Origin of the sequence: Aromatoleum toluclasticum ATCC 700605 (assembly GCF_000378245.1) — a bacterium.
Classification (GTDB): Bacteria; Pseudomonadota; Gammaproteobacteria; order Burkholderiales; family Rhodocyclaceae; genus Aromatoleum; species Aromatoleum toluclasticum.
Genome location: NZ_KB899494.1, coordinates 262,585 through 285,742 on the forward strand (window position 1 = coordinate 262,585; position 23,158 = coordinate 285,742).

The 23,158-nt window shown below is 65.8% G+C and carries 26 protein-coding genes; 21 read left to right on the forward strand and 5 right to left on the reverse strand.

Annotated features, from left to right (window positions below):
* The first annotated feature begins 50 nt into the window (after positions 1–50).
* The 3 genes from F464_RS0108795 (at position 51) to F464_RS0108805 (ending at position 2,418) form a co-directional block, all read left to right on the forward strand.
* Positions 51–650 (forward strand): LysE family translocator, encoded by a 600-nt coding sequence (locus F464_RS0108795; RefSeq protein ID WP_018989429.1) that lies wholly within the window; start codon positions 51–53, stop codon positions 648–650.
* Between the two features lie 87 nt (positions 651–737).
* Entirely contained in the window at positions 738–926 is a 189-nt protein-coding gene (locus F464_RS0108800; RefSeq protein ID WP_018989430.1) for a DUF3460 family protein, read from the forward strand.
* A gap of 88 nt (positions 927–1,014) precedes the next feature.
* Positions 1,015–2,418 (forward strand): exonuclease domain-containing protein, encoded by a 1,404-nt coding sequence (locus F464_RS0108805; protein ID WP_018989431.1) that lies wholly within the window; start codon positions 1,015–1,017, stop codon positions 2,416–2,418.
* Between the two features lie 16 nt (positions 2,419–2,434).
* Here the strand turns inward: F464_RS0108805 and F464_RS0108810 are convergent, their stop codons facing one another.
* Positions 2,435–3,115 (reverse strand): Crp/Fnr family transcriptional regulator, encoded by a 681-nt coding sequence (locus tag F464_RS0108810; RefSeq protein ID WP_018989432.1) that lies wholly within the window; start codon positions 3,113–3,115, stop codon positions 2,435–2,437.
* A 219-nt stretch (positions 3,116–3,334) separates the two neighbouring features.
* Between F464_RS0108810 and F464_RS0108815 the strand changes: the two genes are divergently transcribed.
* From F464_RS0108815 to ccmI, 18 genes are all read left to right on the forward strand, one after another.
* Complete coding sequence (locus F464_RS0108815) at positions 3,335–5,284, forward strand: histidine kinase (protein ID WP_018989433.1); 1,950 nt, start codon at positions 3,335–3,337, stop codon at positions 5,282–5,284.
* Positions 5,281–5,934 (forward strand): two-component system response regulator NarL, encoded by a 654-nt coding sequence (gene narL, locus F464_RS0108820; RefSeq protein ID WP_018989434.1) that lies wholly within the window; start codon positions 5,281–5,283, stop codon positions 5,932–5,934. The genes F464_RS0108815 and narL overlap by 4 nt, the downstream gene beginning before the upstream one ends.
* 120 nt (positions 5,935–6,054) lie before the next feature.
* Complete coding sequence (napF, locus tag F464_RS0108825) at positions 6,055–6,555, forward strand: ferredoxin-type protein NapF (RefSeq protein ID WP_018989435.1); 501 nt, start codon at positions 6,055–6,057, stop codon at positions 6,553–6,555.
* Positions 6,552–6,875 carry a chaperone NapD gene (locus tag F464_RS0108830; protein WP_018989436.1) on the forward strand — a complete coding sequence of 108 codons (324 nt, stop codon included), beginning with the start codon at positions 6,552–6,554 and terminating at the stop codon, positions 6,873–6,875. The genes napF and F464_RS0108830 overlap by 4 nt, the downstream gene beginning before the upstream one ends.
* A gap of 1 nt (position 6,876) precedes the next feature.
* Complete coding sequence (napA, locus tag F464_RS0108835; protein ID WP_026295861.1) at positions 6,877–9,429, forward strand: nitrate reductase catalytic subunit NapA; 2,553 nt, start codon at positions 6,877–6,879, stop codon at positions 9,427–9,429.
* Positions 9,430–9,458: 29 nt separating this feature from the next.
* Positions 9,459–10,322 (forward strand): ferredoxin-type protein NapG, encoded by an 864-nt coding sequence (napG, locus tag F464_RS0108840; protein WP_018989438.1) that lies wholly within the window; start codon positions 9,459–9,461, stop codon positions 10,320–10,322.
* Positions 10,319–11,200 carry a quinol dehydrogenase ferredoxin subunit NapH gene (gene napH, locus F464_RS0108845; RefSeq protein ID WP_018989439.1) on the forward strand — a complete coding sequence of 294 codons (882 nt, stop codon included), beginning with the start codon at positions 10,319–10,321 and terminating at the stop codon, positions 11,198–11,200. Before napG ends, napH begins: the two co-directional genes overlap by 4 nt.
* A complete protein-coding gene (locus F464_RS0108850) occupies positions 11,197–11,649 on the forward strand; it encodes a nitrate reductase cytochrome c-type subunit (protein WP_018989440.1) in 453 nt (150 codons plus the stop codon). Before napH ends, F464_RS0108850 begins: the two co-directional genes overlap by 4 nt.
* Before the next feature lie 30 nt (positions 11,650–11,679).
* Positions 11,680–12,318, forward strand: coding sequence for a NapC/NirT family cytochrome c (locus F464_RS0108855; protein ID WP_018989441.1), 639 nt, complete (start codon positions 11,680–11,682; stop codon positions 12,316–12,318).
* Positions 12,319–12,432: 114 nt separating this feature from the next.
* A complete protein-coding gene (gene ccmA, locus F464_RS0108860) occupies positions 12,433–13,059 on the forward strand; it encodes a cytochrome c biogenesis heme-transporting ATPase CcmA (protein ID WP_018989442.1) in 627 nt (208 codons plus the stop codon).
* A complete protein-coding gene (gene ccmB / locus F464_RS0108865) occupies positions 13,056–13,733 on the forward strand; it encodes a heme exporter protein CcmB (RefSeq protein ID WP_018989443.1) in 678 nt (225 codons plus the stop codon). The genes ccmA and ccmB overlap by 4 nt, the downstream gene beginning before the upstream one ends.
* Positions 13,734–13,741: 8 nt before the next feature.
* Positions 13,742–14,506 carry a heme ABC transporter permease CcmC gene (gene ccmC, locus F464_RS0108870; protein WP_026295862.1) on the forward strand — a complete coding sequence of 255 codons (765 nt, stop codon included), beginning with the start codon at positions 13,742–13,744 and terminating at the stop codon, positions 14,504–14,506.
* Positions 14,506–14,718, forward strand: a complete 213-nt coding sequence (gene ccmD, locus F464_RS28075; protein WP_018989445.1) for a heme exporter protein CcmD — start codon at positions 14,506–14,508, stop codon at positions 14,716–14,718. The genes ccmC and ccmD overlap by 1 nt, the downstream gene beginning before the upstream one ends.
* A complete protein-coding gene (gene ccmE, locus F464_RS0108880) occupies positions 14,715–15,161 on the forward strand; it encodes a cytochrome c maturation protein CcmE (protein ID WP_018989446.1) in 447 nt (148 codons plus the stop codon). The genes ccmD and ccmE overlap by 4 nt, the downstream gene beginning before the upstream one ends.
* Positions 15,158–17,131, forward strand: a complete 1,974-nt coding sequence (locus tag F464_RS0108885; protein ID WP_018989447.1) for a heme lyase CcmF/NrfE family subunit — start codon at positions 15,158–15,160, stop codon at positions 17,129–17,131. Before ccmE ends, F464_RS0108885 begins: the two co-directional genes overlap by 4 nt.
* Positions 17,132–17,139: 8 nt before the next feature.
* Positions 17,140–17,736, forward strand: coding sequence for a DsbE family thiol:disulfide interchange protein (locus F464_RS0108890; protein ID WP_018989448.1), 597 nt, complete (start codon positions 17,140–17,142; stop codon positions 17,734–17,736).
* 4 nt (positions 17,737–17,740) lie between these two features.
* The gene (locus F464_RS0108895; RefSeq protein ID WP_018989449.1) at positions 17,741–18,217 is read left to right on the forward strand and encodes a cytochrome c-type biogenesis protein; all 477 of its coding nucleotides are present in this window, start codon (positions 17,741–17,743) and stop codon (positions 18,215–18,217) included.
* Positions 18,214–19,485: a c-type cytochrome biogenesis protein CcmI gene (gene ccmI, locus F464_RS0108900; RefSeq protein WP_018989450.1), complete on the forward strand. Its 1,272-nt coding sequence runs from the start codon at positions 18,214–18,216 to the stop codon at positions 19,483–19,485. Before F464_RS0108895 ends, ccmI begins: the two co-directional genes overlap by 4 nt.
* Before the next feature lie 350 nt (positions 19,486–19,835).
* Here the strand turns inward: ccmI and F464_RS0108905 are convergent, their stop codons facing one another.
* The 4 genes from F464_RS0108905 to F464_RS0108920 all read right to left on the reverse strand — a co-directional run bounded on the left by F464_RS0108905 (position 19,836) and on the right by F464_RS0108920 (position 23,157).
* The gene (locus F464_RS0108905; protein ID WP_018989451.1) at positions 19,836–21,032 is read right to left on the reverse strand and encodes a ligand-binding sensor domain-containing protein; all 1,197 of its coding nucleotides are present in this window, start codon (positions 21,030–21,032) and stop codon (positions 19,836–19,838) included.
* Positions 21,033–21,119: 87 nt separating this feature from the next.
* Positions 21,120–22,199, reverse strand: a complete 1,080-nt coding sequence (locus F464_RS0108910; protein WP_018989452.1) for a ligand-binding sensor domain-containing protein — start codon at positions 22,197–22,199, stop codon at positions 21,120–21,122.
* Positions 22,196–22,507: a c-type cytochrome gene (locus tag F464_RS0108915; RefSeq protein ID WP_157353618.1), complete on the reverse strand. Its 312-nt coding sequence runs from the start codon at positions 22,505–22,507 to the stop codon at positions 22,196–22,198. Before F464_RS0108915 ends, F464_RS0108910 begins: the two co-directional genes overlap by 4 nt.
* A complete protein-coding gene (locus F464_RS0108920) occupies positions 22,504–23,157 on the reverse strand; it encodes a tetratricopeptide repeat protein (RefSeq protein WP_018989454.1) in 654 nt (217 codons plus the stop codon). Before F464_RS0108920 ends, F464_RS0108915 begins: the two co-directional genes overlap by 4 nt.
* Position 23,158: the final 1 nt, after the last annotated feature.

Below are 23,158 nucleotides of genomic sequence, written 5' to 3' on the forward strand. Positions count from 1 at the left end.
ATGCGAATCCTTATTCTTGGGGACATGCAAGACAGCCCGGAGAAGGCACCATGTTTGATCTGCCCTTGATGACCTACGTGGTCACGATGTCCGTCACCCCCGGACCGAACAACCTCATGCTCGCCGCGAGCGGCGTAAATTTCGGCTTCCGCCGCACGCTGCCGCACCTGCTCGGCGTCAGCATCGGCCACGGCGTGCAGGTCGTGCTCGTTGCGAGCCTGCTGGCGTGGATCATGGTGTGGCTCGAAGCGCTGCGCGTGCCGCTCGTGATCGCCGGCTGCGCCTACCTGCTGTGGCTCGCATGGCGCCAGGCGCGCGCGGGCGAGCCGGCCTCGCGCGGCCAGTCCCGTCCGCTGGGCTTCGTCGGCGCCGCACTATTCCAGTGGGTCAATCCCAAGGCGTGGATGATGGTGCTCAACGTCGCGATCCTGTTCCTGCCGCGCGACGGCGGCTGGCAGTCGGCGGGCGAGCTGGCGCTGCGGTGCGCGCTGGTGAACCTGCCGTGCATCGCACTGTGGGCGCTCGCGGGCGACCGCATGGGTGTCTTCCTGAAGAGTCCGGTCGCGCTGCGTGCCTTCAACTGGACGATGGCCGCGCTGCTCGGGGCGACCGCGGCCTGGATCCTGATCGACGAACTGGTGTCGAAGTGATGTAAAGGAATCCCGTTTTGCGTGCGCGCATTGGCGGCGGCTGGCCGGGACGTCTACAATGCGTCGCCTTGTACCGGGAGAGAGTGAATGGCGATCTACGAATCGGAGCACACCAAGTTCATGCGCGAGTGGCTGGAAAAGCACCCGAAGGAACTCGACGAGCAGAAGAAGGGCCGTGCCCTGTGGTGGGACAAGCCGCAGGACGTCGCAATCCAGAAGCGCTACGACGAGTCGAGCGTGCCGGTGAAGGCCTACTACTACGATACGCACTACTGATCGGCAATGCCGGTCCGTCCGCCGCGCACGCGTCCATTCGTGCGGCGTGCGCCCTGTCCAGCGGGAACCCGCCCTTTCTTGAGCCCGCGTGTCGCTGCCTGACTCACTGGTCCTGATCGACGTCGAGACCACCGGCGCGAATCCGTTGCGCGACCGCGTGACGGAGATCGCCGTGTTGCGCATCGAGCGCGGCGAGCTGGTCGAGCGCTGGGAGACCCTGGTCAATCCCGAATGCCCGATTCCGCCGCTGATCCAGCGGCTGGTCGGCATCACCGACGCGATGGTGGCCGACGCCCCGATCTTCGCGGCCGTTGCCGACGAGGTGCGCGCCCGTCTCGGCGGGGCCGTCTTCGTCGCGCACAACGCGCGCTTCGACTACGGCTTCATCCGCAGCGAGTTCGCACGCATCGGCGAGACTTTCGACGCCCCGGTGCTATGCACCGTCAAGCTGTCGCGCGCGCTGTACCCCGAGCATCACCGCCACGGCCTCGACGCGCTGATCGAGCGCCACGGCTTCACCTGCGGCGCGCGGCACCGCGCGATGGGCGATACCGAGGTGCTGTGGCAGTTCGCCCGCCTCGTGACCGCTTCCTTCGCGCCCGACGTGCTCGCACGCGCCGTCGAGCGTGCGATGAAGCGTCCCGCGCGTGCGGTCGAGCTGCCCGAAGGCGTGCTCGAAGGTCTGCCGGAGTCGCCTGGCCTGTATTACCTCTATGGCGACAACGACCAGCTCCTTTACCTCGGCCGCAGCGCCTGCCTGCGCGCGCGCGTCATGGAGCATTTCGCACCCGGCGTGAAAGGCAAGGATGCGGAGCTCGCGCAGCGTGTGCGCCGCGTCGACTGGGAGGAGAGCGCCGGCGAACTGACCGCGACGCTGCGCGAAACGGCGTTCCTGCGCCGCCGTTGCCCCCAGTACAACCGCGCCGTGGGCAGTGCGGAGGTCTTCGGCCTGCAGTACGTGCCGGGACGCAAGCGTCCCCCCATCCTGCAGCGCGTGCCCCTCGCCGACAGCGATCCCGCGGCATGGGGCGACGTGCATGGCACTTTCCGCACGAAGAAGGAAGCCGACAATCTGCTGCGCGAACTCGCGCAGGCCTACCAGTTGTGCCTGCGGCGCCTCGGGCTCGAAGGGGGCAGCGACGGATCCTGTTCGGCGCATCTGGCCAAACGCTGCGCCGGCGTGTGCGCCGGCAAGGAAAGCACCGCGGCGCACGACGAGCGCCTGCTCGGCGCGCTCGGCGCGGTGAAGCTGCGCCCCTGGCCGTGGACGGGCCCGGTGATCATCGCGGAGCGCTGCGCGCACAGCGGCAGCGAGGCCTGGCACGTGTTCGACCGCTGGTGCCTGCTGGGCTCCGTCGACAGCGCGCAGGCGCTGGATGCGCTGCGAGGGGAGCTGCCCGCGCGCCGCTTCGACATGGACATCTACCGCATTCTCGTGCGCTGGCTTGCCGCGGACGGCAACCGCGACCGCGTGACGCCGCTCGCCCCCTGAAGCGGCCGGCCTGCCGTCAGGCGGCGATGCGCTCGAGCTGCAGGCGGTTCGTGAGGGTGATCGCGCGCCGTCCGCGCGGCACGATGAAGCCGTCGCGCCGCAGCCGGTTGAGTACGCGCGAGAAGGTTTCCGGCGTCAGGTTGAGTTGCGATGCGATCGTCTGCTTGTCGCAGGGAAGATGCACATCGCCGTCGTCGCTGTCGGCATGCTGCACCAGATAGTGCGCGACGCGCTGCGTGCTGCTGCGCTGGGTGCATTGCTCCATCCCGTCGACCAGCTCGCGCATGCGCTCCGAAAGCCGCGCCATCAATGCCATCGCGAAGGCCGGCTGCGCCGCCATCGCCGCCTGCAGCGCGCCGCGCTGGATGTGCAGCACGATGCTGTTGCGCGTCGCTTGCGCTGCGAGGCTCTGACAGGAGTCGCTGAAGATGTTCTCTTCGCAGAAGGTGTCGGCCGGCCCGGCGAGGCGTACGACCTTTTCCGCTCCCGCGCTGGAGATCAGGAATAATTTGATCTCGCCTTCGAGCACGAGGTACATGCCGCCGGGCTCCGTTCCGCGGTGCATGAGCATCTCGCCGCGCGATGCCCGTAGCGAGCGCACCCCGTGGGCGAGCCGCCCCAGCGCGGCCGTATCGAGTCGGTCGAAAGGTTCGATGCGGGCGAGGATCTGAACAGTCTGGACCTGGATCGTGTTCATGGCAGGAAGCTCCCTGGGCGTCATGATGCGGGGTCGGGCCGACATTCTTTCGCAAGTTTAGATGCAGAGAACTAGGCGATCCTAGTGGCATATGTCTCACTTTGCTGTTGACTACCACTTCAGAGGTATTGGTGGTAAGAGGAAAGTGTCGGATTTTTAAGGACTTTTTTTGAGCATGAAACATCCTGATACTGATCGGGGTATATGGAGGTATCTCCCATGAATCCAGCGGCGGCTCCGCAGGGGAGCGGATTGCGCGGACTGGCGCAGCGCATCTGGCTCATGATCGTCGGCCGCGCCGTCCTGCTGCTTCTGCTGCTGGCATTCTTCGCGGTCGCCGCGATCGGTGTCATCGGCATCGGCGTGTCGGTGGTCGTGGTCGAATCGGTGCAGGGCAGCGCCAGCGCCGTCAACGTTGCCGGAAGCCTGCGCCGCCTCGCCCATCGGGCCGGTGGCGTCGCGGTGGCGCGCGGCATGGGGGCGGCGGATCAGGCCGCGGTGCAGGACGCCGTAGCGCATTTCGAAGCCGCTCTCGACAGCCACGCAATCGCGAACGTGCTTGATCGTCAGCCGAGCAGCGTGTTCGCGTCGATTTTCCGCGGCGTCGAGGCGGGGTGGGCCGAGCGCATCCGTCCCCGCCTGCTGACGATCCCCGCGCCGTCTCCCGAGGACCCGCAGGCGAGCTTGCATTACCGCAGCCTCCTTGCCGAGGTCGACGCGTTCGCCGAGGAAATCAATACGCTGGTCGCGGTGCTCGAGCATGATGTCGAATCACGTATCGAGCAGCTTCGCACGATGCTCGGCGCGGCGCTGGCGCTGTTCGTGTTCGTCGTCGCAGTGGCGCTGTTCGTGTTGCACCGGCGCGTGCTCGCACCGTTGACGGACCTGCGCAGCTGTGCGGCACGCATCGCCCACGGCGACTTCGAGGCGCGCAGCCGCCACACCGGACGCGACGAACTGGGGCGCGTCGGTGAGGCCTTCAATGCGATGGCGGGCGAGCTGTCGGTGGCCTACCGCGAGCTCGCGGCCCGTGTCGACAAGAAGACCGCAGATCTCACGCGCAGCAACCGCGCGCTCGAACTCCTGTACTACGTGATCGCGCGTCTCTACCACGCGCCAGCCAGCAGCGAGTCCTATTCGGAAACCTTGCAGGACCTCGAACAGACCCTGGGTCTCACGGGGAGCTTCATCTGCATCGAGCCCAAGCACGGCGGGCCGGCATCGGCGATCGCGTCGACGATGGGCGAGTGCGCGGAACGCCTCTCGGGCGGAGGCGACTGCGGCCGCTGTTCCGGACGTGCGACGCCGTGGAGCTATCACCGCGAGGGCGAGTTCGACGTGCTGATGGTGCCGCTGCGCGATGCCGAGCGCCACTACGGGATGCTGCGCCTGGCGCTGCCGCCGGGCCAGCGCCTGGAGGAATGGGAATGCGACCTGCTCGAGGCCGTGTCGCGCCACATGGGCATCGCGCTCGGCATCTCCCGCCAGAGCGAGCGCGAACGCCTCCTCGCGCTGCAGGAAGAGCGCTCGATCATCGCCCGCGAGCTGCATGATTCGCTCGCGCAGTCGCTCTCCTTCATGAAGATCCAGGTGAGCCTGCTGTCCTCGGCGCTGGCCGGCACGCAGGCGGACGAAGGCGCCCGCAGCATCCTCGCCGACCTGCGTGAAGGCATCAACGTCGCCTACCGCCAGCTGCGCGAACTGCTGGCCACCTTCCGCCTGCGCATCGAGGGCGACTTCGCACGCCTGATCGGCAATACGGTGTCCGAGTTCGCCGCGCGCTGCGGAATGCCGATCCGATTCGATCTCGACCTGGCGGGCAGGCACCTCAACCCGAACCAGGAAATCCACGTCCTGCACATCGTCCGCGAGGCCCTCTCCAACGCGGTGCGCCATGCGCAGGCGACCAACATCCGCGTCGCGCTAACGTCCACGCCGGACGGCGAGATCGCCGTCGCCGTCGAGGACGACGGCTGCGGCGTGAATGCCGACGCGCAGGTCGCGGCGCAGCATTTCGGCCTTACGATCATGGCCGAGCGGGCGCGCGGTCTTGGCGGCTTGCTCGAAGTGCTGGAACGCCCCGGCGGCGGCACATGCATTCTCGTGCGCTTCAACCCCGAGCCGACACCGACTCGCACCCCGATACCCATCGCCCAGGAAGGCAAATGAGCGACACCCCGCAACGCGTCATCATCGTCGACGACCACCCGCTGTTCCGCAAGGGGCTGATCCAGCTGCTGCGCATGGTGCCCGGTTTCGAGCTCGTGGCCGAAGCTGCGGACGGCAAGGAGGGCATCCGCCAGATCCTGCGCCTGCGCCCCGACCTGCTGCTGCTCGACCTCAACATGAAGGAAATTTCCGGACTCGAAGTGCTGCGCTTCGTGAAGCAGGCCGACCTCGACACCCGCGTCGTGATGGTCACCGTCTCGGACGCGGCCGAAGATCTCGTCGCTGCGCTGCGCGCCGGAGCGGACGGTTACCTGCTCAAGGACATGGAACCCGAGGAAATGGTGGAGGCGCTGCGCGCCGCCGCCGCCGGACGCATCGTCGTCTCCGACGCGCTCACGCACCTGCTGGCCGCCGCCCTGCGCGACGAAAAGCGCCCCGAGAGCGCGTCGGCAGCCGGACTCACCGAGCGCGAGCAGGGCATTCTCACGTGCATCGCGGGCGGCCTGTCGAACAAGCAGATCGCCCGCGAACTCAACATCGCCGAAGGCACCGTCAAGGTGCACGTCAAGCACCTGCTGCGCAAGCTCAATTTCCGTTCGCGCGTCGAGGCGGCCGTCTGGGCCGTCGAACACATGCGCAGCGAACGCTGATCCGGCCATCCTGCGGATCAAGAATGCCAGCCATTCTCATCTTGACTGCAGTCAAGGTTCGGCGCTCCGGGCACGTGTCCAATGAAAACCATGAATGTTTCAGGGTATTGCGCGCGCATCATGTCGACTTCACGTCGTGGCTTTCTCAGGGGCCGCTTCCGTGCCGATCCCGACATGCTGCGTCCGCCCTGGGCGGTTCCCGAGGGCGTGTTCGAGGACGTCTGCACGCGTTGTGGTGACTGCCTGAAGGCATGTCCCCCCGCGATTCTTGTTGCGGCCCCCGGCGGCTATCCGGTTGTCGACTTCAGCCGTGGTGAATGCAGCTTCTGCGGTGACTGTGTCGCGGCCTGCAAGGCCGAAGCCCTTCGCCGGGCCGATGCGGCGGCAGCGCCGTGGCAGCTCAGGGCCGTGATCGGAGATGCCTGCCTCGCGCGCCGCGGCGTCGAGTGCCGGGTGTGCGGCGAAGTCTGCGGCGAGGCTGCGATCCGTTTCCGGCCCACCCTCGGCGGCGTCGCTCCGCCCCTGTTCGACGCTGCACGCTGCACCGGCTGCGGCGGCTGCCAGGCGCCTTGTCCGACCGGCGCCATCGCAATGAAGAATGAAGTGGAGATGCCCGCATGAAGATCGCAAGCCTTGTCGTTCGGGTCAGTCCCGGGCACATCGACGTCCTGAAGGACGCATTGTTGAAGATTCCCGGCGTCGAGCTGCACGGCGCGAGCAGCGAACTCGGGCGCGTCATCGTCACCGTAGAAGACGGCGAGGGCTACGCCATGACCGACTCCCTGCTGGCCGTCAACCTGGCCCCGCACGTACTCGGCGTGACACTCGCCTACGAATACACGGATGAAGGTTTGGACAACGAATTGGAACACCCGGAACCGATCCCGGGCCTGCCGCTCGCGGCGGACCGGGTCGGCAGCGCTCAGGACAAGGAGGCTTGAAATGACCATGGATAGACGCGAGTTCATCAAGACCAATGCCATCGCAGCCGCCGTGGCGACCGCCGGCATCGGCATCCCGGTGGTGGCCGAGGCGCAGGCCCAGCCGGCCGGTTCCGCCTCCACGAAGGTGCGCTGGGACAAGGCCGCCTGCCGCTTCTGCGGCACCGGTTGCTCGGTCCTCGTCGGCGTGCAGAACGGCCGCGTCGTCGCCACCCAGGGCGACCCCGACTCGCCCGTGAACCGCGGCCTCAACTGCATCAAGGGCTACTTCCTGTCGAAGATCATGTACGGCAACGACCGGCTCACCAAGCCGATGCTGCGCATGAAGAACGGCAAGTACGACAAGAACGGCGAATTCGCACCGGTCAGCTGGGACCAGGCCTTCGACATCATGGCCGAGAAATGGAAGGCCTCGATCAAGCAGAACGGCCCCGACTCCGTCGGCATGTTCGGCTCGGGCCAATGGACGATCTGGGAAGGCTACGCCGCGTCCAAGCTGCACAAGGCCGGCTTCCGCAGCAACAACCTCGACCCCAACGCGCGCCACTGCATGGCCTCCGCCGTCGCGGGCTTCATGCGCACCTTCGGCATCGACGAGCCCATGGGCTGCTACGACGACATCGAGAATGCCGACGGCTTCGTGCTGTGGGGCTCGAACATGGCGGAAATGCACCCCATCCTGTGGTCGCGCATCACCGACCGCCGCCTGTCCAAGGAAGGCAGCGAGGTGCATGTATTGTCGACCTTCGAGCACCGCTCCTTCGAACTCGCCGACAACGGCATGATCTTCGTGCCGAACACCGACCTCGCGATCCTGAACTACCTCTGCAACTACATCATCCAGCACAAGAAGTACAACGCGGATTTCGTCAAGACGCGCGTTAACTTCAAGAAGGGGGAGGCCGACATCGGCTTCGGCCTGCGCCCGAATCACGCCCTCGAAGCCAACGCCACCAACAACGGCTACCCCGGCGCCGACGGCAAGCCCAAGGGCAATACCGGCGCGGCGACCGACATCACCTTCGAGGAATTCGCCAAGTTCGTGTCCGAGTACACGGCGGAAAAGGTCTCCAAGCTCTCCGGCGTCCCGGTCGACCGCCTCGAACGCATGGCCAAGCTCTACGCGGACCCGAACAAGAAGGTCGTGTCGTTCTGGACCATGGGCTTCAACCAGCACACCCGCGGCACGTGGGTGAACAACATGATCTACAACGTGCACCTGCTGGTGGGCAAGATCTCCGAGCCCGGCAACAGCCCGTTCTCGCTCACCGGCCAGCCCTCCGCCTGCGGCACCGCGCGCGAAGTCGGCACCTTCTCGCATCGCCTGCCGGCCGACATGGTCGTCACCAACCCCATGCACCGCGCGATCACCGAGAAGATCTGGCAGCTGCCCGACGGCACCATCCCCGAGAAGATCGGCTACCACGCCGTCGCCCAGAGCCGCGCGCTCAAGGACGGCAAGCTCAAGTGCTACTGGACCAGCACGACCAACAACATGCAGGCCGGCCCGAACATCAACGGCGAGATCTATCCCGGCTGGCGCAACCCCGAGACCTTCATCGTCGTGTCGGACTGCTATCCGACCGTGTCCGCGCTGTCGGCCGACCTGATCCTGCCCGCCGCGATGTGGGCGGAGAAGGAAGGCGCTTTCGGCAACGCCGAACGCCGCACCCAGTTCTGGCGCCAGCAGGTGTCGGCCCCGGGCCAGGCCAAGTCCGACCTGTGGCAGCTCCTCGAATTCTCGAAGCGCTTCAAGGTCGAGGACGTGTGGCCCGCCGAACTCATCGCCAAGAAGCCCGAGTACAAGGGCAAGACCCTGTTCGACATCCTCTACAAGAACGGCAGCGTCAACAAGTTCCCGCTCGCCGACGTCGAGAAGACCAACTCGCACGCGATTCCCGGCTACATGAACGACGAGTCCAAGGAGCTCGGCTTCTACCTGCAGAAGGGCCTGTTCGAGGAATATGCCCAGTTCGGCCGCGGCCACGGCCACGACCTCGCCGACTTCGCGATGTACCACAAGGCGCGCGGCCTGCGCTGGCCGGTCGTTGACGGCAAGGAAACCCTGTGGCGCTTCCGCGAAGGCTACGACCCCTACGTCAAGACCGGCGAGGGCGTGAAGTTCTACGGCCACAAGGACGGCAGGGCGGTCATCTTCGCGCTGCCCTACCAGGATCCGCCGGAAATGCCGGACAAGGAATTCGATATGTGGCTGTGCACCGGCCGCGTGCTCGAACATTGGCATACCGGCACGATGACGCGGCGCGTGCCCGAGCTGCACCGCTCGGTGCCCGAGGCCCAGATCTTCATGCACCCGGACGACGCCACCAAGCGCGGCCTGCAGCGCGGCATGATGGTCAAGGTCGCCTCGCGCCGCGGCGAGATCACCGCGCGCCTGGAAACCCGCGGCCGCAACAAGCCGCCCGTCGGCCTCATCTTCATCCCGTTCTTCGACGAAGGGCGCCTGGTGAACAAGCTCACGCTCGACGCCACCTGCCCGATCTCGAAGGAAACGGACTTCAAGAAGTGCGCCGTCAAGGTGCTCAAGGTCTGACCGCGAACCGGGGCGCCAGAGCAGCGATCATGGGTGATACACAGGACAAACCGGTCGGCCAGGGAGGCCCCTCGCCCCGCCGCCGTTTCCTCCGGGAAGCGGCGGGGGTCGCGGGCGGCGCCTGCCTGCTGTCGCTCGGTGTCGGCCTGTACGCGAAGCAGGCCAGCGCCCTGCCCGCGATCGCCCTGCGCCCGCCCGGCGCGCTCGCGGAAGCGGACTTCCTCGCCGCCTGCGTGCGTTGCGGCCTGTGCGTGCGTGACTGTCCGTACGACACGTTGAAGCTCGCAGAGCTCGGCGACGGCGTCGCGACCGGCACCCCGTACTTCAACGCCCGCCAGATCGCGTGCGAGATGTGCGAGGACATCCCGTGCGTCGCCGCGTGCCCGACCGGCGCGCTCGACCGCAGCCTCACCGATATCGGCAAGGCCCGCATGGGACTCGCGGTGCTCATCGACCACGAAACCTGCCTCAATTTCCTCGGCCTGCGCTGCGACGTCTGCTATCGCGTGTGTCCCGTCATCGACAAGGCCATCACGCTGGAGCGCCAGCACAACCCGCGCTCCGACCGACACGCGATGCTGCTGCCCACCGTGCATTCGGACTATTGCACCGGCTGCGGCAAATGCGAGAAATCCTGCGTGCTGCCGGGCGAAGCCGCGATCAAGGTGTTGCCGCTGAAACTCGCGCAGGGCTCGCAGGCTGAGCACTACCGCAAGGGCTGGGAAGAGAAGGAAGCCGCCGGCCAGTCGCTGATCGGCGAGCAGCTGGAACTGCCCGTGCGCGGCCTCGAAGGCAGGTCCTACGGCGACACGCGCGTCGCGCCGGGCCAGGGACCGGCACCCGCCGCGCCGGTCCAGCCGGGCAGCGGCCTCGACTCGGGGTGGAAGCCATGAGCGCCGCCGCCTCGCCCCGCGCCGCCCGCCCCCGTGTCGGCGCCGATGCGATCGCCGGCAAGGGCTGGCTGGGTGCGCACAAGTGGCTCCTCCTGCGCCGCCTGTCGCAACTCGGCATCCTCGCGCTGTTCCTCGCCGGTCCGTGGTTCGGGCTGTGGATCGTCAAGGGCAACCTCTCGTCCAGCCTCACGCTCGACGTGCTGCCGCTCACCGATCCCTTCCTGCTCGCCCAGTCGTTTGCGACCGGAACACTCCCGTACAAGGAGGCCCTCATCGGCGCCGGCATCGTCGTCGCCTTCTACCTTTTTGTCGGCGGCCGCGTGTTCTGCTCGTGGGTGTGTCCGATGAACCTCGTCACCGACGCCGCCGCATGGCTGCGCCGGCGGCTCGGCCTCAAGGGCGGCAAGATCCCCTCGGCCGACACCCGCTACTGGCTGCTCGGCTTCATGCTGATCGCCGCGTTCGCCACCGGCAGCCTCGCGTGGGAGTGGGTCAATCCGGTGTCGATGCTGCACCGCGGCCTCATCTTCGGCTTCGGCCTCGCGTGGGGCATCGTCGGCGGCGTCTTCCTCTACGACCTGCTGATCGCCACGCGTGGCTGGTGCGGCCACATCTGCCCGATGGGCGCCTTCTACAGCCTGCTTGGCGCCGCCGCGCTGGTCCGCGTCAGCGCAGCGCAGCGCAGCGCCTGCGACGACTGCATGGACTGCTTCGCCGTCTGTCCCGAACCCCAGGTCATCCGTCCCGCCCTCAAGGCTGCCGGCCAGGACCATCCCGTCATCCTCGACCGCAACTGCACCAACTGTGGCCGCTGCGTCGATGTATGCGGCAAGAACGTTTTTCGAATCACGACCCGATTTGATAGGAGCGAGTCATGAAAAAACAGACCCGTAACCTGACGCTGGCGCTCATTGCCGCCGTGAGTTTCGGTACCTTCGGCGGACAGGCCGCCTTCGCCCAGCAGGTGCAGAGTCTGCGCGGCGCACCGGTCGACGCGGCCGAGCCGGTCACGCCGGCGGCGCATATCCGGCCCGACGGGCCGGCCATATCGCGCGACTACGTACAGCAGCCACCCTTGATTCCGCACAAGGTCGAAGGCTACGAAGTCACCAAGAACTTCAACAAGTGCATGGACTGCCACGCCTGGAGCCGCTACCAGGAGTTCAACGCGACCAAGGTCAGCCTCACGCACTTCAAGGACCGTGACGGCGGCGAGCTGTCGAACATCTCCCCGCGCCGCTACTTCTGCCTGCAGTGTCACATTCCCCAGACCGACGCCAAGCCGCTGGTTGACAACAACTTCAAACGCGCCGAGGGCCTGCGCTGATCCTCGACGCCTAAAGGACAGGGAACCAACATGACCCAGGACAACAACAACGCGAAGGGCAGCCTGTGGCAGCGCCTGCGTCGCCTCGCCTTCGGCGTCGTCGGCATTGCCTTCGTCGCCGGCATCATCTTCTGGGGCGGCTTCAACACGGTGCTGGAATTCACCAACCGCGAAGCCTTCTGCATCGGCTGCCACGAGATGAAGGAAAACGTCTTCAAGGAGTATCGCAACACCATCCACTACCAGAACCGCACCGGCGTGCGCGCGACCTGCCCGGATTGCCACGTGCCCAAGGAATGGATTCCCAAGATCATCCGCAAGATCCAGGCATCCAACGAAGTCTTCCACCACCTGCTCGGTTCGATCGACACCCCCGAGAAGTTCAACGCCAAGCGCGTCCAGCTCGCCCAGAACGAATGGCGTCGCATGAAGAAGAACAACTCGCAGGAGTGCCGCAACTGCCACAACTACGAGTATTTCGACTACTCCGTGCAGGGCCGCCGCTCCAACAAGGCGCACCAGACCGGGCTCGCCGAGGGCAAGACCTGCATCGACTGCCACAAGGGCATCGCGCACTCCCTGCCGCCGATCGCGCAGGACATCGGCGCCACGCGCGAAAGCGTCGCGCCCGAGGTGTTCCACCCGCCGGTTCCGCCCAGGCAGGACTGAAGTTCCCCCTTCTCACCGATCCGACCGCGATTTCACCTATCCACTGGTGAAATCGCGGGTTTTACCTTTTCCAGGGCTCCCGAATCGGTCGCGTCTGTGGTTAAATCCACGCCCATGCTTTATGCTAATGATCTCGCCTGCGTGAAGGGTGACCGCCCGCTGTTCCGTGGCCTTTCCGTGCGGGTCGCTCCGGGGGAACTGCTGCGCGTCGCCGGTCCGAACGGATACGGCAAGACCAGCCTGCTGCGCATCCTGTGCGGCCTCGCGATGCCCGAGAGCGGCGAAATCCGCTGGAACGACGTTCCCATCAACCGCGACCGCGAAAGCTACCATCGTTCCTTGCTGTACCTCGGACATGCGCCGGCGCTCAATGACCTCCTCTCGCCGCTCGAAAACCTGCGCTTCGCCTGCTCCTCGGGTGGCGACAAGATCGACGAGGACGCCTGCATCGATGCCCTCGTGCGCATAGGTCTCGCCCAGCAGCTCGACCTCCCCGCCCGCGTCCTGTCGCAGGGGCAGCGCCGGCGCGTCGGGCTGGCGCGCCTGTTTCTCGAGGCCGACCGCAAGCTATGGATTCTCGATGAGCCTTTCACCGCTCTCGACGTCGCCGCCGTGGCCGACCTGACGGCCACTCTTTCCGAACATTGCGCCGCCGGCGGCATGGTGGTGCTCACCACTCACCAGGACGCGCCCTTTGCAAAACCTCCGACGGTGCTCGATCTTGCCGAGGTAGCCTGTTGAGTCGCGCTCTGGGTCCTTTTACCGCGGTCCTGGGCCGCGACCTTCTGCTTGCATGGCGCGGTCGTGCCGACGTCCTCGTCACGCTCGCGTTCTTCGTCGTCGTCGTGTGCCTGTTCCCCTTCGGGGTCGGTGCCGAGCCCAACCAGTTGCGCGCCATTGCGCCCGGCGTGCTGTGGGTAGCCGCCCTGCTGTCGACACTACTGTCCCTGCATCGCCTGTTCGCGCAGGACCACGCCGACGGCACGCTCGAGCAGCTCCTGCTCACGCCCGAGCCCACGGTCCTGTGGGTCGTCGCGAAGATCTGCGCCCACTGGATCGCCACCGGCCTCCCGCTCGTGGTTGTCGCGCCGGGCCTGGCCCTGCTGTTTGACGTGGAGCAAGGCGCGCTGGGAGTGCTGATCCTGTCGTTGGCGCTCGGAACCCCGATCCTGGCGCTGCTGGGTGCGGTCGGTGCCGCGCTGACGCTGGGCTTGCGCGGTGGCGGCATGTTGCTCGCGCTCCTCGTGCTACCCCTGTTCGTGCCGGTGCTGATCTTCGGCGCCGGCGCGGTCGACGCCTACCTGTCCGGCGTCGGTGCGCAGGCACATCTTTTGCTTTTAAGTGGCGGACTATTGGCTACCCTGGCTCTGGCACCGCTGGCCTGTGCGGCAGCCCTCCGAATTGCGGTTGAATGATGAAAGACATGCACAAGCCCGAACGCAGCAAGAGCCTTTTCCGCTTCGCCGCTCCCCAGATGTTCTACCCGCTGGCCGGCAGGCTCGCCCCCTGGTTCGCCGGGATCGCCGCGATCCTTGCCGCGATCGGCCTATGGCTGGGTTTCTTCGTGGCGCCGACCGATGCCACCCAGGGCGACGTCTATCGCGTCATCTACATCCACGTCGCCGCGGCCTGGATGTCGATGTTCGTCTATATGGTCATGGCCTTCTGGTCTTTCGTCGGGCTGGTCATGAACACCCGCCTGTCCTTCATCATGTCGCAGGCGCTTGCGCCCACCGGCGCGATGTTCTGCTTCGTTGCCCTATTGACCGGCTCCCTGTGGGGAAAACCGACCTGGGGTGCGTACTGGGTATGGGATGCGCGCCTGACTTCCCAGTTGCTGCTCCTTTTCCTGTATCTGGGATTCATGGCACTCACCCGGGCCATCGAAGATCCGCGCCGCGCAGACAAGGCCGGGGCGATCATCGCGCTCGTCGGCGCCGTCAACGTGCCCATCATCTATTTCTCGGTGAAGTGGTGGAACACCCTGCATCAGGGCGCTTCCGTCAGCCTCGACAAGGCGCCTTCGATGGCGACGACCATGCTGACCGGGATGCTGGTCATGGCGCTCGCCGCGTGGGCCTACACCATCGCGGTCACGTTTTGGCGCGTGCGGTCGCTGATCCTCGAGCGCGAGCGCCATACCGACTGGGTCGCGGCCGAACTGAACGCGCTGGAGGGCAAGATCTGATGCAGTGGGAATCCTGGAGTGCCTTCTGGGACATGGGTGGGTTCGCCCCCTTCGTGTGGGGCAGTTACGGCGTGACGCTGCTGCTCGTTGTCGGGGAACTGATTCTCGTCGTGCGTCGTCGTAGGGATACCGTACGGCGCCTGTTGCGCCTGCGCCGGGCCAATGCGGCCGGCGCGGGCGGGCGTCGTGCTTTTGAGGAGATCGTTGAATGAAACCCCGTAGCAAACGGCTGATGCTGCTCGGCGGCGCCGTCGCACTGCTGATCGGGGCGGTGGCCCTCGTGCTCACCGCCTTCCAGGAGAACCTCGTGTTCTTCCACACCCCCACCGAGGTCGCCGAAGGCAAGGCGCCGACCGGCCGCACCTTCCGCATCGGCGGACTCGTCGAACCCGGCTCCATCAAGCGCGCGGCCGATGGCCTCACGGTGCAGTTCGCGATTACCGATACCGCGAAGGTCATCCCCGTGACCTACAAGGGCTCGCTGCCCGATCTCTTCAGCGAGGGCAAGGGCGCCGTGGTGCAGGGCAAGATGGGAGCGGACGGCCAGTTCGCCGCGTCCGAAGTGCTCGCCAAGCATGACGAAAACTACATGCCGCCTGAAGCGCAGCATGCGGTCGACCAAGCGCAGAAAACCGCCAAGACGGTGAAGCAATGATCCCCGAACTAGGCCACTTCTCACTGATCCTCGCGCTGATACTCGCCCTCGTGCAGGGCGTGGTGCCCCTCATCGGCGCGAGCCGCAACCGCCTCGCGCTGATGTCCGTCGGTCGCGCCGCCGCACAGGGCCAGTTCCTGTTCATCGTGTTTTCGTTCGGCTGTCTGACCTGGGCCTTCATCAACAGCGATTTCTCCCTGCAACTTGCTGCCAGCAACTCGCACTCGGCGACGCCGCTGATCTACAAGATCACCGGCGTATGGGGCAACCACGAGGGCTCGCTGCTGCTGTGGGCGATGTCGCTCGCGCTGTGGACGGTCGCGGTGACGGTGTTCAGCCGTAACCTGCCTGAAATTTTCATGGCGCGCGTGCTCGGTGTGCTCGGCCTGGTGAGCAGCGGCTTCCTGCTGTTCCTGCTGGTCACGTCCAACCCGTTCGATCGGATCCTGCCCGGTGCGCCCGAAGGTCGCGACCTCAATCCGCTGCTGCAAGACCCCGGCATGATCATCCATCCGCCGCTGCTCTACATGGGCTACGTCGGCTTCTCGGTCGCCTTTGCATTCGCGATCGCCGCGCTGCTGTCCGGCCGCATGGATGCCGCCTGGGCGCGCTGGTCGCGTCCCTGGACGACCGTCGCCTGGATCTTCCTCACCGCAGGTATCACGATCGGCTCGGGTTGGGCCTACTACGAGCTCGGCTGGGGTGGCTGGTGGTTCTGGGACCCGGTCGAGAACGCCTCCTTCATGCCGTGGCTGTTGGGTACGGCACTGATGCACTCGCTGGCCGTTACCGAGAAGCGCGGTGCCTTCCGCAGCTGGACCGTCCTCCTCGCGATCGGCGCGTTCTCGCTGTCGCTGATGGGCACTTTCCTCGTCCGCTCGGGCGTGCTGACCTCCGTGCACGCGTTCGCCACCGACCCCGCGCGCGGCCTCTTCGTGCTGGCGTTGCTGGTCCTCGTGATCGGCGTCTCGCTGACCCTGTTTGCCTGGCGTGCGCCGACTCTGGCCGGGGGGGGGAGCTTCGGTCTCGTGTCGCGTGAGGCGTCCCTGCTCGGCAACAACGTCCTGCTGTCCGTCGCCAGCGGCTCGGTGCTGCTCGGCACGCTCTATCCGCTGTTCATCGATGCACTGAACCTCGGCAAGATCTCCGTCGGCCCTCCGTACTTCGAAACCGTGTTCGTGCCGCTGATGACCCCGGTGATTGTGCTGATGATGATCGGCCCCTTCGTCCGCTGGAAGGGCGATGATGGCAGCCGCGTCCTGCGCAAGGTCGCACCGGGCCTGATCGCAAGTGCGGTCCTCGGTATCGGCGCTGCTTTCGCGATCGGCCACGTCACGTGGCGCACCGCCTTGGGTCTGTCCCTCGCGGCGTGGGTTCTCATCGGCAGCGTGCTGATCCTGCGGCAGCGCCTCGCCGACCGTCAGGGTGCGGGAACGGGCGCCCGCGTGCGCAGCATTCCCGCTGCTTGGTGGGGGATGTGGTTCGCGCACCTGGGGATTGGCGTGTTCATCATCGGTGTCACCTTGGTCGGCAGTCTCAACAGCCAGATCCAGGTGAAGATGCTGTCCGGCGATACCGCACAGCTCGCCGGCTATACCTTCACGTTCCGTGGCGTCGCGAACGCCCCCGGGCCGAACTACGCCGCTGCGCGCGCGACGATCGACGTCAGCCGCGGTGGCGTCAGGTTCGCGACGCTGACGCCGGAGAAGCGCTTCTACGAAGCCCAGGGCATGCCGATGACCGAAGCCTCGATCGATATCGGACCGCTCCGCGACGTGTACGTGAACCTCGGCGACCAGCTCGAGGACGGCGCCTGGGTCGTGGGCCTGTTCTACCGTCCGTTCATCAGCTGGATCTGGTTCGGCTGCTCGTTGATGGTGCTGGGCGGAATCTTCGCCGCCTCCGACCGCCGTTACCGTCGTCTTGCCGAGCGCGAAGTCCCTGCGGGGGCGGCGCGCCAGGCTGTCTGAGAGGTTCCATGAAAGCGAAGTTTCTTGTTCCCCTGTTCATCTTCTTGCTGCTGGCCGGATTTCTCGGTTATGGCCTGAAACTCAACCCGCGCGAGGTCCCGTCGCCGCTGATCGGCAAGGCCGCACCGGCCTTCCGCGTGCCGCAGTTGCAGGCCGAAGACAAGACCATCTCGCCCGAGGACCTGAAGGGGCGCGTGTGGCTCCTCAACGTGTGGTCCTCGTGGTGCATCTCGTGCCGTTACGAGCATCCGGTCCTGGTCGAGTTCGCCCGCAACAGTCCGGTGCCCATCGTCGGTCTAAACTATAAGGAAGTGCGGGGCGACGGAGCCGTCGACGCGAAGGGGCTCGATCCCGCCACCGAACTGGCCACCGCGCGTCAGCGTGCGCGCCAGTGGCTCACCGAGCACGGCGGCGATCCGTACATGGTGTCGGCCCTCGATCTCGACGGGCGCATCGGCATCGACTACGGGGTGTACGGCGTCCCCGAGACTTTCCTGATCGATCAGCAAGGGGTGATTCGCTACAAGCACATCGGTCCGATCACGCGGGAATCCTTGCGTGATGTGCTACTGCCCAAGATCGCGGAGTTGCAACGTGCGAGCTGATGTGATGCGCCGCCTGGCGCTTGTTGCAGCGCTGCTGCTTCCCGTGGCCGGCCAAGCCGGCGAAGCCGCGACGGTTTCCGACGACCCCGTCCTCGAGGAACGCGTCATGCGCCTGTCGCACGACCTGCGCTGCCTCGTCTGCCAGAACCAGTCGATCGCGGAGTCCAACGCGCCCCTGGCCGTGGATTTGCGCAACCAGGTCCGCGAGCAGTTCCTTGCCGGCAAGGACGAAGCTGCCGTCGTGGACTATCTTGTTGCCCGCTATGGTGATTTCGTCCTTTATCTGCCGCCGTTCAAGGGAACAACCCTGCTGCTCTGGCTTGGACCGGGGCTGTTGCTCGTCGCCGGAGCCGGATGGCTCGCCTGGCGTCTGCGCAGGCGCGTTCGCGAAGCCCCGCCGCCTCTGAACGCGGAAGAGCATGCCCGCGCCGCGGCCTTGCTCGACGGTACTGCCAAACCTTCCCAGGAGTCCCGCTCGTGACTGTTTTCCTGATCCTGGCCACCATGCTGGTGGCCGGCGCCCTGCTGCTCGTGATCCCGCCCATGCTGGGTACGGGAGCGAAGGCGCGCGAACATGCTGCACGTCAGGAACAGGCGCGTACCGTACTGATCGTCCTGCGTGAGCAACTAGCCGAACTTGAAGCCGACCACGCCGAAGGGCGTATGGCGGAAGCCGACTACAAGCGATCCCGCGAGGAGCTCGAGCAGCGCGCGCTGACGGAGGCCGGCACGGCGGAAGCCGGTGTCGACTTCGCTCCCGCCCGCGGCTGGGCGCTCGGCGTGGTTTTCGCCGTACCCGTGCTCGCGGCGGCTGTGTACCTGATTCTCGGCACCCCTGAAGGACTCGATCCTGCCAGCGTCAAGCCCGCGCCCGAGGCCGGTCACCAGATCACGCCCGAGCAGATGCAGGCGATGGTGGCCCAACTCGCCGAACGGCTCGAACGTGAGCCGAGCGACGTGCAGGGCTGGATGATGCTGGGCCGGTCGTTTGCCGTGATGCAAAATTTCCAGGGCGCCGTGGCGACCTGGAACAGAATCGGCGCGAATATCCCGGATCATCCGGACATTCTCGCCGACTGGGCTGACCTGCTTGCCGGAGCAGCCGGACGCAAGTTCGACGGTGATCCCGACCGGCTCATCGCCCGTGCGCTCGAACTGGCGCCGAATCACGTCAAGGCACTGGCGCTTTCCGGTACGTCCGCCTTCATCCGCCATGACTATGCGACCGCTTCCGCTCAATGGGAGAAGATCCTCGCCAACATGCAGCCCGGCGATGGCGCGTATAGCTCGATTGTCGCGAGTATCAACGAGGCCCGTACCAAGGGAGGCATGCCCCAACTGAATCCGCCCGCCGGCGCTCAGGTTGCAGGGATGGGGGGGGCGGGGCGGGAAGAAGGGGCGCAGGACTCGTCGGCGTCCCTCACGCTGCGCGGCCGTCTGAGCCTGTCACCCGAACTCGCGCAGCAAGCCGGCAGCGACGCGACCGTCTTCGTGTTTGCGCGTCCGCCGCAGGGCGGCATGCCCATCGCCGCGTTGCGGGTGCGCGCCGGCGACCTGCCCGTCGATTTCGATTTCAGCAAGGCACAGCGCATGTCGCAGGGCTCCCTGCCGGCACAGATTGCCGTCGGTGCCCGCCTGTCGAAGGGTGGCAGCGCGACCGCAACGGCCGGCGATCTCGAAAGCCAGGCCGTGCTGGCCTCTCCCGACGCGCAGGGCGTGAGCATCGTGATCGATCGCGTGCGCAAGTAAGACCGCAGTCGCATCAATCGGGGGCGTGGTGCCGCAGGCATCACGCCCCTTTGTTTTCGGGCGGGGCTTGTTGCAGGGATTGGCGTATGGCGGCGAACGTTCCGGACTTCTTTTCCGCGCAGATGCGATGAAGGGCAGAGATGTCCGCGTTGCCGTCGAATGGGTGATTCCCCCGCAGCTGCGGCCGAGCGCCTTCCTGGGCCGGCGGCCGCGGTGCGGCAAGTGAGTGGAGCGACGGCCGGAGGGCTCTCTCGCTGTGACCGCCCGCAGCGTTCAAACGCGCAGTCGAAAAAAAGCCGCCCCACTCGGTGGGGCGGCCCGGGCGCCGCAGTGCTGTCCTGCCGTCTGGCTCAGGTCGCCGGCCGGATATGCGCGACCCCGCCGTAGCTGCCGATCCAGAGGTCGCCTTCCTTCGTCGTCGTCATCGAGAACACGGTGTCGCTGAACAGGCCGTCGGAGGACTTCATGATGCGGAACTTGTCACCTTCCTTGACCGCCAGGCCATTGTTGGTGCCGATCCACAGGCGGTTCTGCTGGTCGCGGTGCAGCATGAAGACGTGATTGCCCGGTAGGCCTTCGACCGTCGTGTAGTTCGTCCATTTCTGGCCGTCGAAGTGAGCCAGGCCGCCACCCCAAGTGCCCGACCACACGCTGCCGTCCTGGTCGACGACGAGCGCAATGATGTAGTTCGGGTTGTAAGCCTGGTCGATGCCTTCCAGACCCATCTCGCGCTTCTGCTGCGCGTGGTGCAGCGATTCTTTCGCGGGATCGCTCTTGTAGGCGATGTCCTGCTTGACCTTGTCGTAGTCCGCGCCGATGCCGCGCGAGTGGTTCCAGTGCTCCCACTTGCCGTCGGCGTAGCGCGACATGCCGCCTTCGGTGGCGAGCCACATTTCGCCGTTCTTGCCTTCGGCGAGGCCGTACACCCAGTCGTTGGGCAGGCCGCCACCGGTGCTTTCGACCGTATGGAGCTCCCACGCCGCAGGATCCTTGAGCTTCCCGCCGCGGACGCGGTTCACGCCCGACCAGGTCGCGATCCAGATATCGCCCGAACGGGTCTCGACAACGTCATACACGAAGGCGTCACCGAGGCCTTCCGGAATGTTGTAGGTCTCCCACGTGCCCGTCTTTTCGTCCAGCATGGACATGCCGCCGCCATAGGTGCCGACGGTGATCTTCCCCTGTATACGGCCGACATAGAACATGCCGTTCGACAGCAGGCCGCTCTGGTTGTCGAACATCTTGTATTCGTCGGTACGCGTGTCGTAGCGGATGACTCCACCGGAGGTCGCGACCCAGATCACGCCGTTGTCGGCAAAGATCTTCTTGACGTTCTTGTTGCCGACGCGGAAATGGGTGAATTTCTCGCTCGGGTCGACGCCGACCTTCCCCTCGCGGATCTCCTGTGCCCCGCCTGCCGGGTGGGCGCCGACCGGCGCGCTCGCAACGGAGGCGGGTGCCTTGCCTTGCTGCTGCCCGAGCGTATAGGCGCCGGCAATCGCGATGGCACCGACGATGGCGGCGACGGTTGCAACTTTGTAACTCATGCGAAAGACTCCAGTTTAAGTTCCGGTTGTCGCCCGGCCGGCGGGGGCCGTAGAACGGTCCGCGGCGCGTCCGACTGTGAGTGTGCGTTACTTGCCGATGACCGCGACGCCGCGGCGCGTGCCGACCCAGACGTCGCCGTTGTCGGCCGCCGCAATCGTGTACACGTGCGAGTCAAGCAGCCCTTCCTTGGTCGTGAAGGAGCGCCAGGTCTTGCCGTCGAAGCGCGAAACGCCCTTGTCGGTCCCGAACCAGAACACGCCTTGCTTGTCCTGAGCCATCGAATACACGATGTTGCCGACCAGTCCGTCCTTGCTGTTGTAGTTCTTCCAGTTCTTGCCGTCGAAGCGCGCGACCCCGCCGCCCCAGGTGCCCACCCATGCATCGCCCTGCGGGTCGATGTGCATCGCAAACGAGTAGTTCGGATTGTAGGTCGGCTGACCGTGCTCCATCGTCGTCAGGTCGTGGCGCGACCGCGTGCCAAGGCCCGTGTTGCTCGACGCGGGGAGTTGCTCTGCGTTCGGTGCGCCCAATCCGTCCTTGTGCGTCCAGGACTTCCACGTCTTGCCGTCGAACATCGATACGCCGCCCTCGGTCGCGAACCACGCGCGACCCTTGGCGTCCACGTCAAGGCCGTACACCCACTCGTTGATGAGTTCCTTGACGTACTTTTTGAATTCGCCGGTCTTGACGTTGTAGTGGTTCACCCCCGCCCAGGTGCCGATCCAGAGGTTGCCGTCCTTGTCGTTGGCGTACGAGTAGATCCAGTAGTCGGCGAGGCCATGCATCGGGAAGTAGGTCTTCCATTTGCCGTCCTTGTAGCGCGAAGCACCGCCGGCGTTGGTGCCGAACCATTTGTAACCTTGCGAATCGATACCCACGGCAAACACGTATTCGTTCGCGAGGCCGTCGGCGCGCGTGAAGGTGTTGCGCGGCTTGCGCGTGGTGAGGTCGATTTCGTGCACCCCTGTCGATGTACCGACCCAGATGGTGTTCGTTCCTTTCTCGATGGTCAGTGCGCGCACGTATACGGTGTCGCCGACATTGAATGTCTCGCGGACCCGGTAGTCGGGCGCCGGTGCCTGGGCGAAGGCCGATCCGGTCATGCAGGTGAGGGCCAGTCCGACCGCCGCGAGGGCGAGCCGTGCGTGCTGCAGGTTCAGGGTCATCGTTGAAGTGTCCGTAAGTAAGCGATTACATCGAGAATTTCTTGATCCCTAAGGACGCCGTTGAATGATGGCATCATCATCTTGCCGCTCTTGATGCTGCCGAGCAACATCATGTCGGGCTGCATCAGGCGCTCGCCGCGGGAGAAATGCGGAGCGTTCGGTAGCGCGCTGTTTCCGCCGGGGCCGTGGCAGCCGATGCAGTACTGGTTATAGATGCGCTGACCTCCGACTACGTCTGCTGCGAATGCAGCTTGCGTGCAGAGCAGGCCCAGGACGAATGCGCCTGCCTGTTTGCGAAGAGGCATCATTTCTTCGCGCCCTTCTTCGAGGTGCCGAGAAGGCCGGCAAGACGGCTGTCCCACTGATCGGCTTTGGCCGCATCGGCCGTGAATCCGTACTTGCCGCCGCGGTAACCCTCCGCAACCGCCTTGATCGCATCGAGTTCCCCAAGCTCGGCTGCCTTGAGCAGAAACTCGCTTGCTTCCTGCGCATCGGAATTTTCGGCGTTCAGGCGCTTGTCGCCGCGGACGAAGGCGAGCGCGATCGTCACGATCGCAAGCTGGTGTCCCTTCGACGCGGCAGCCCGCATCAACCTTCCCGTCTCGACGTCGCTGGGCGCCTTGGCTTCGCCGGTGAAGTACATCTTTGCCAGTCCGTACTCGCCATCCATGTTCCCCTGTGCCGCGGCTTTCTGAAGATACGGGACGGCTTCTTCATCGAGTTCCGCGCTGTCGAGGATGGATCCGTACAGTGCCTGGGCTCCGGCGTGTCCGGTATCGGCTGCCCTCTTCAATGGCGCCATCGCGCCGACCACATCGTTGACGCGATAGGCTTCGCGTCCGCGTTGGTAGTCCGCTTCCGCATCGGCGAACGCAACCGGCGCCGTGGTGAGCAGGGCCAGTATGATAAGAGCGTGGCTGAAAGCGGGAACGAACTTCTCAGTTCCGGGAAGCTTCATT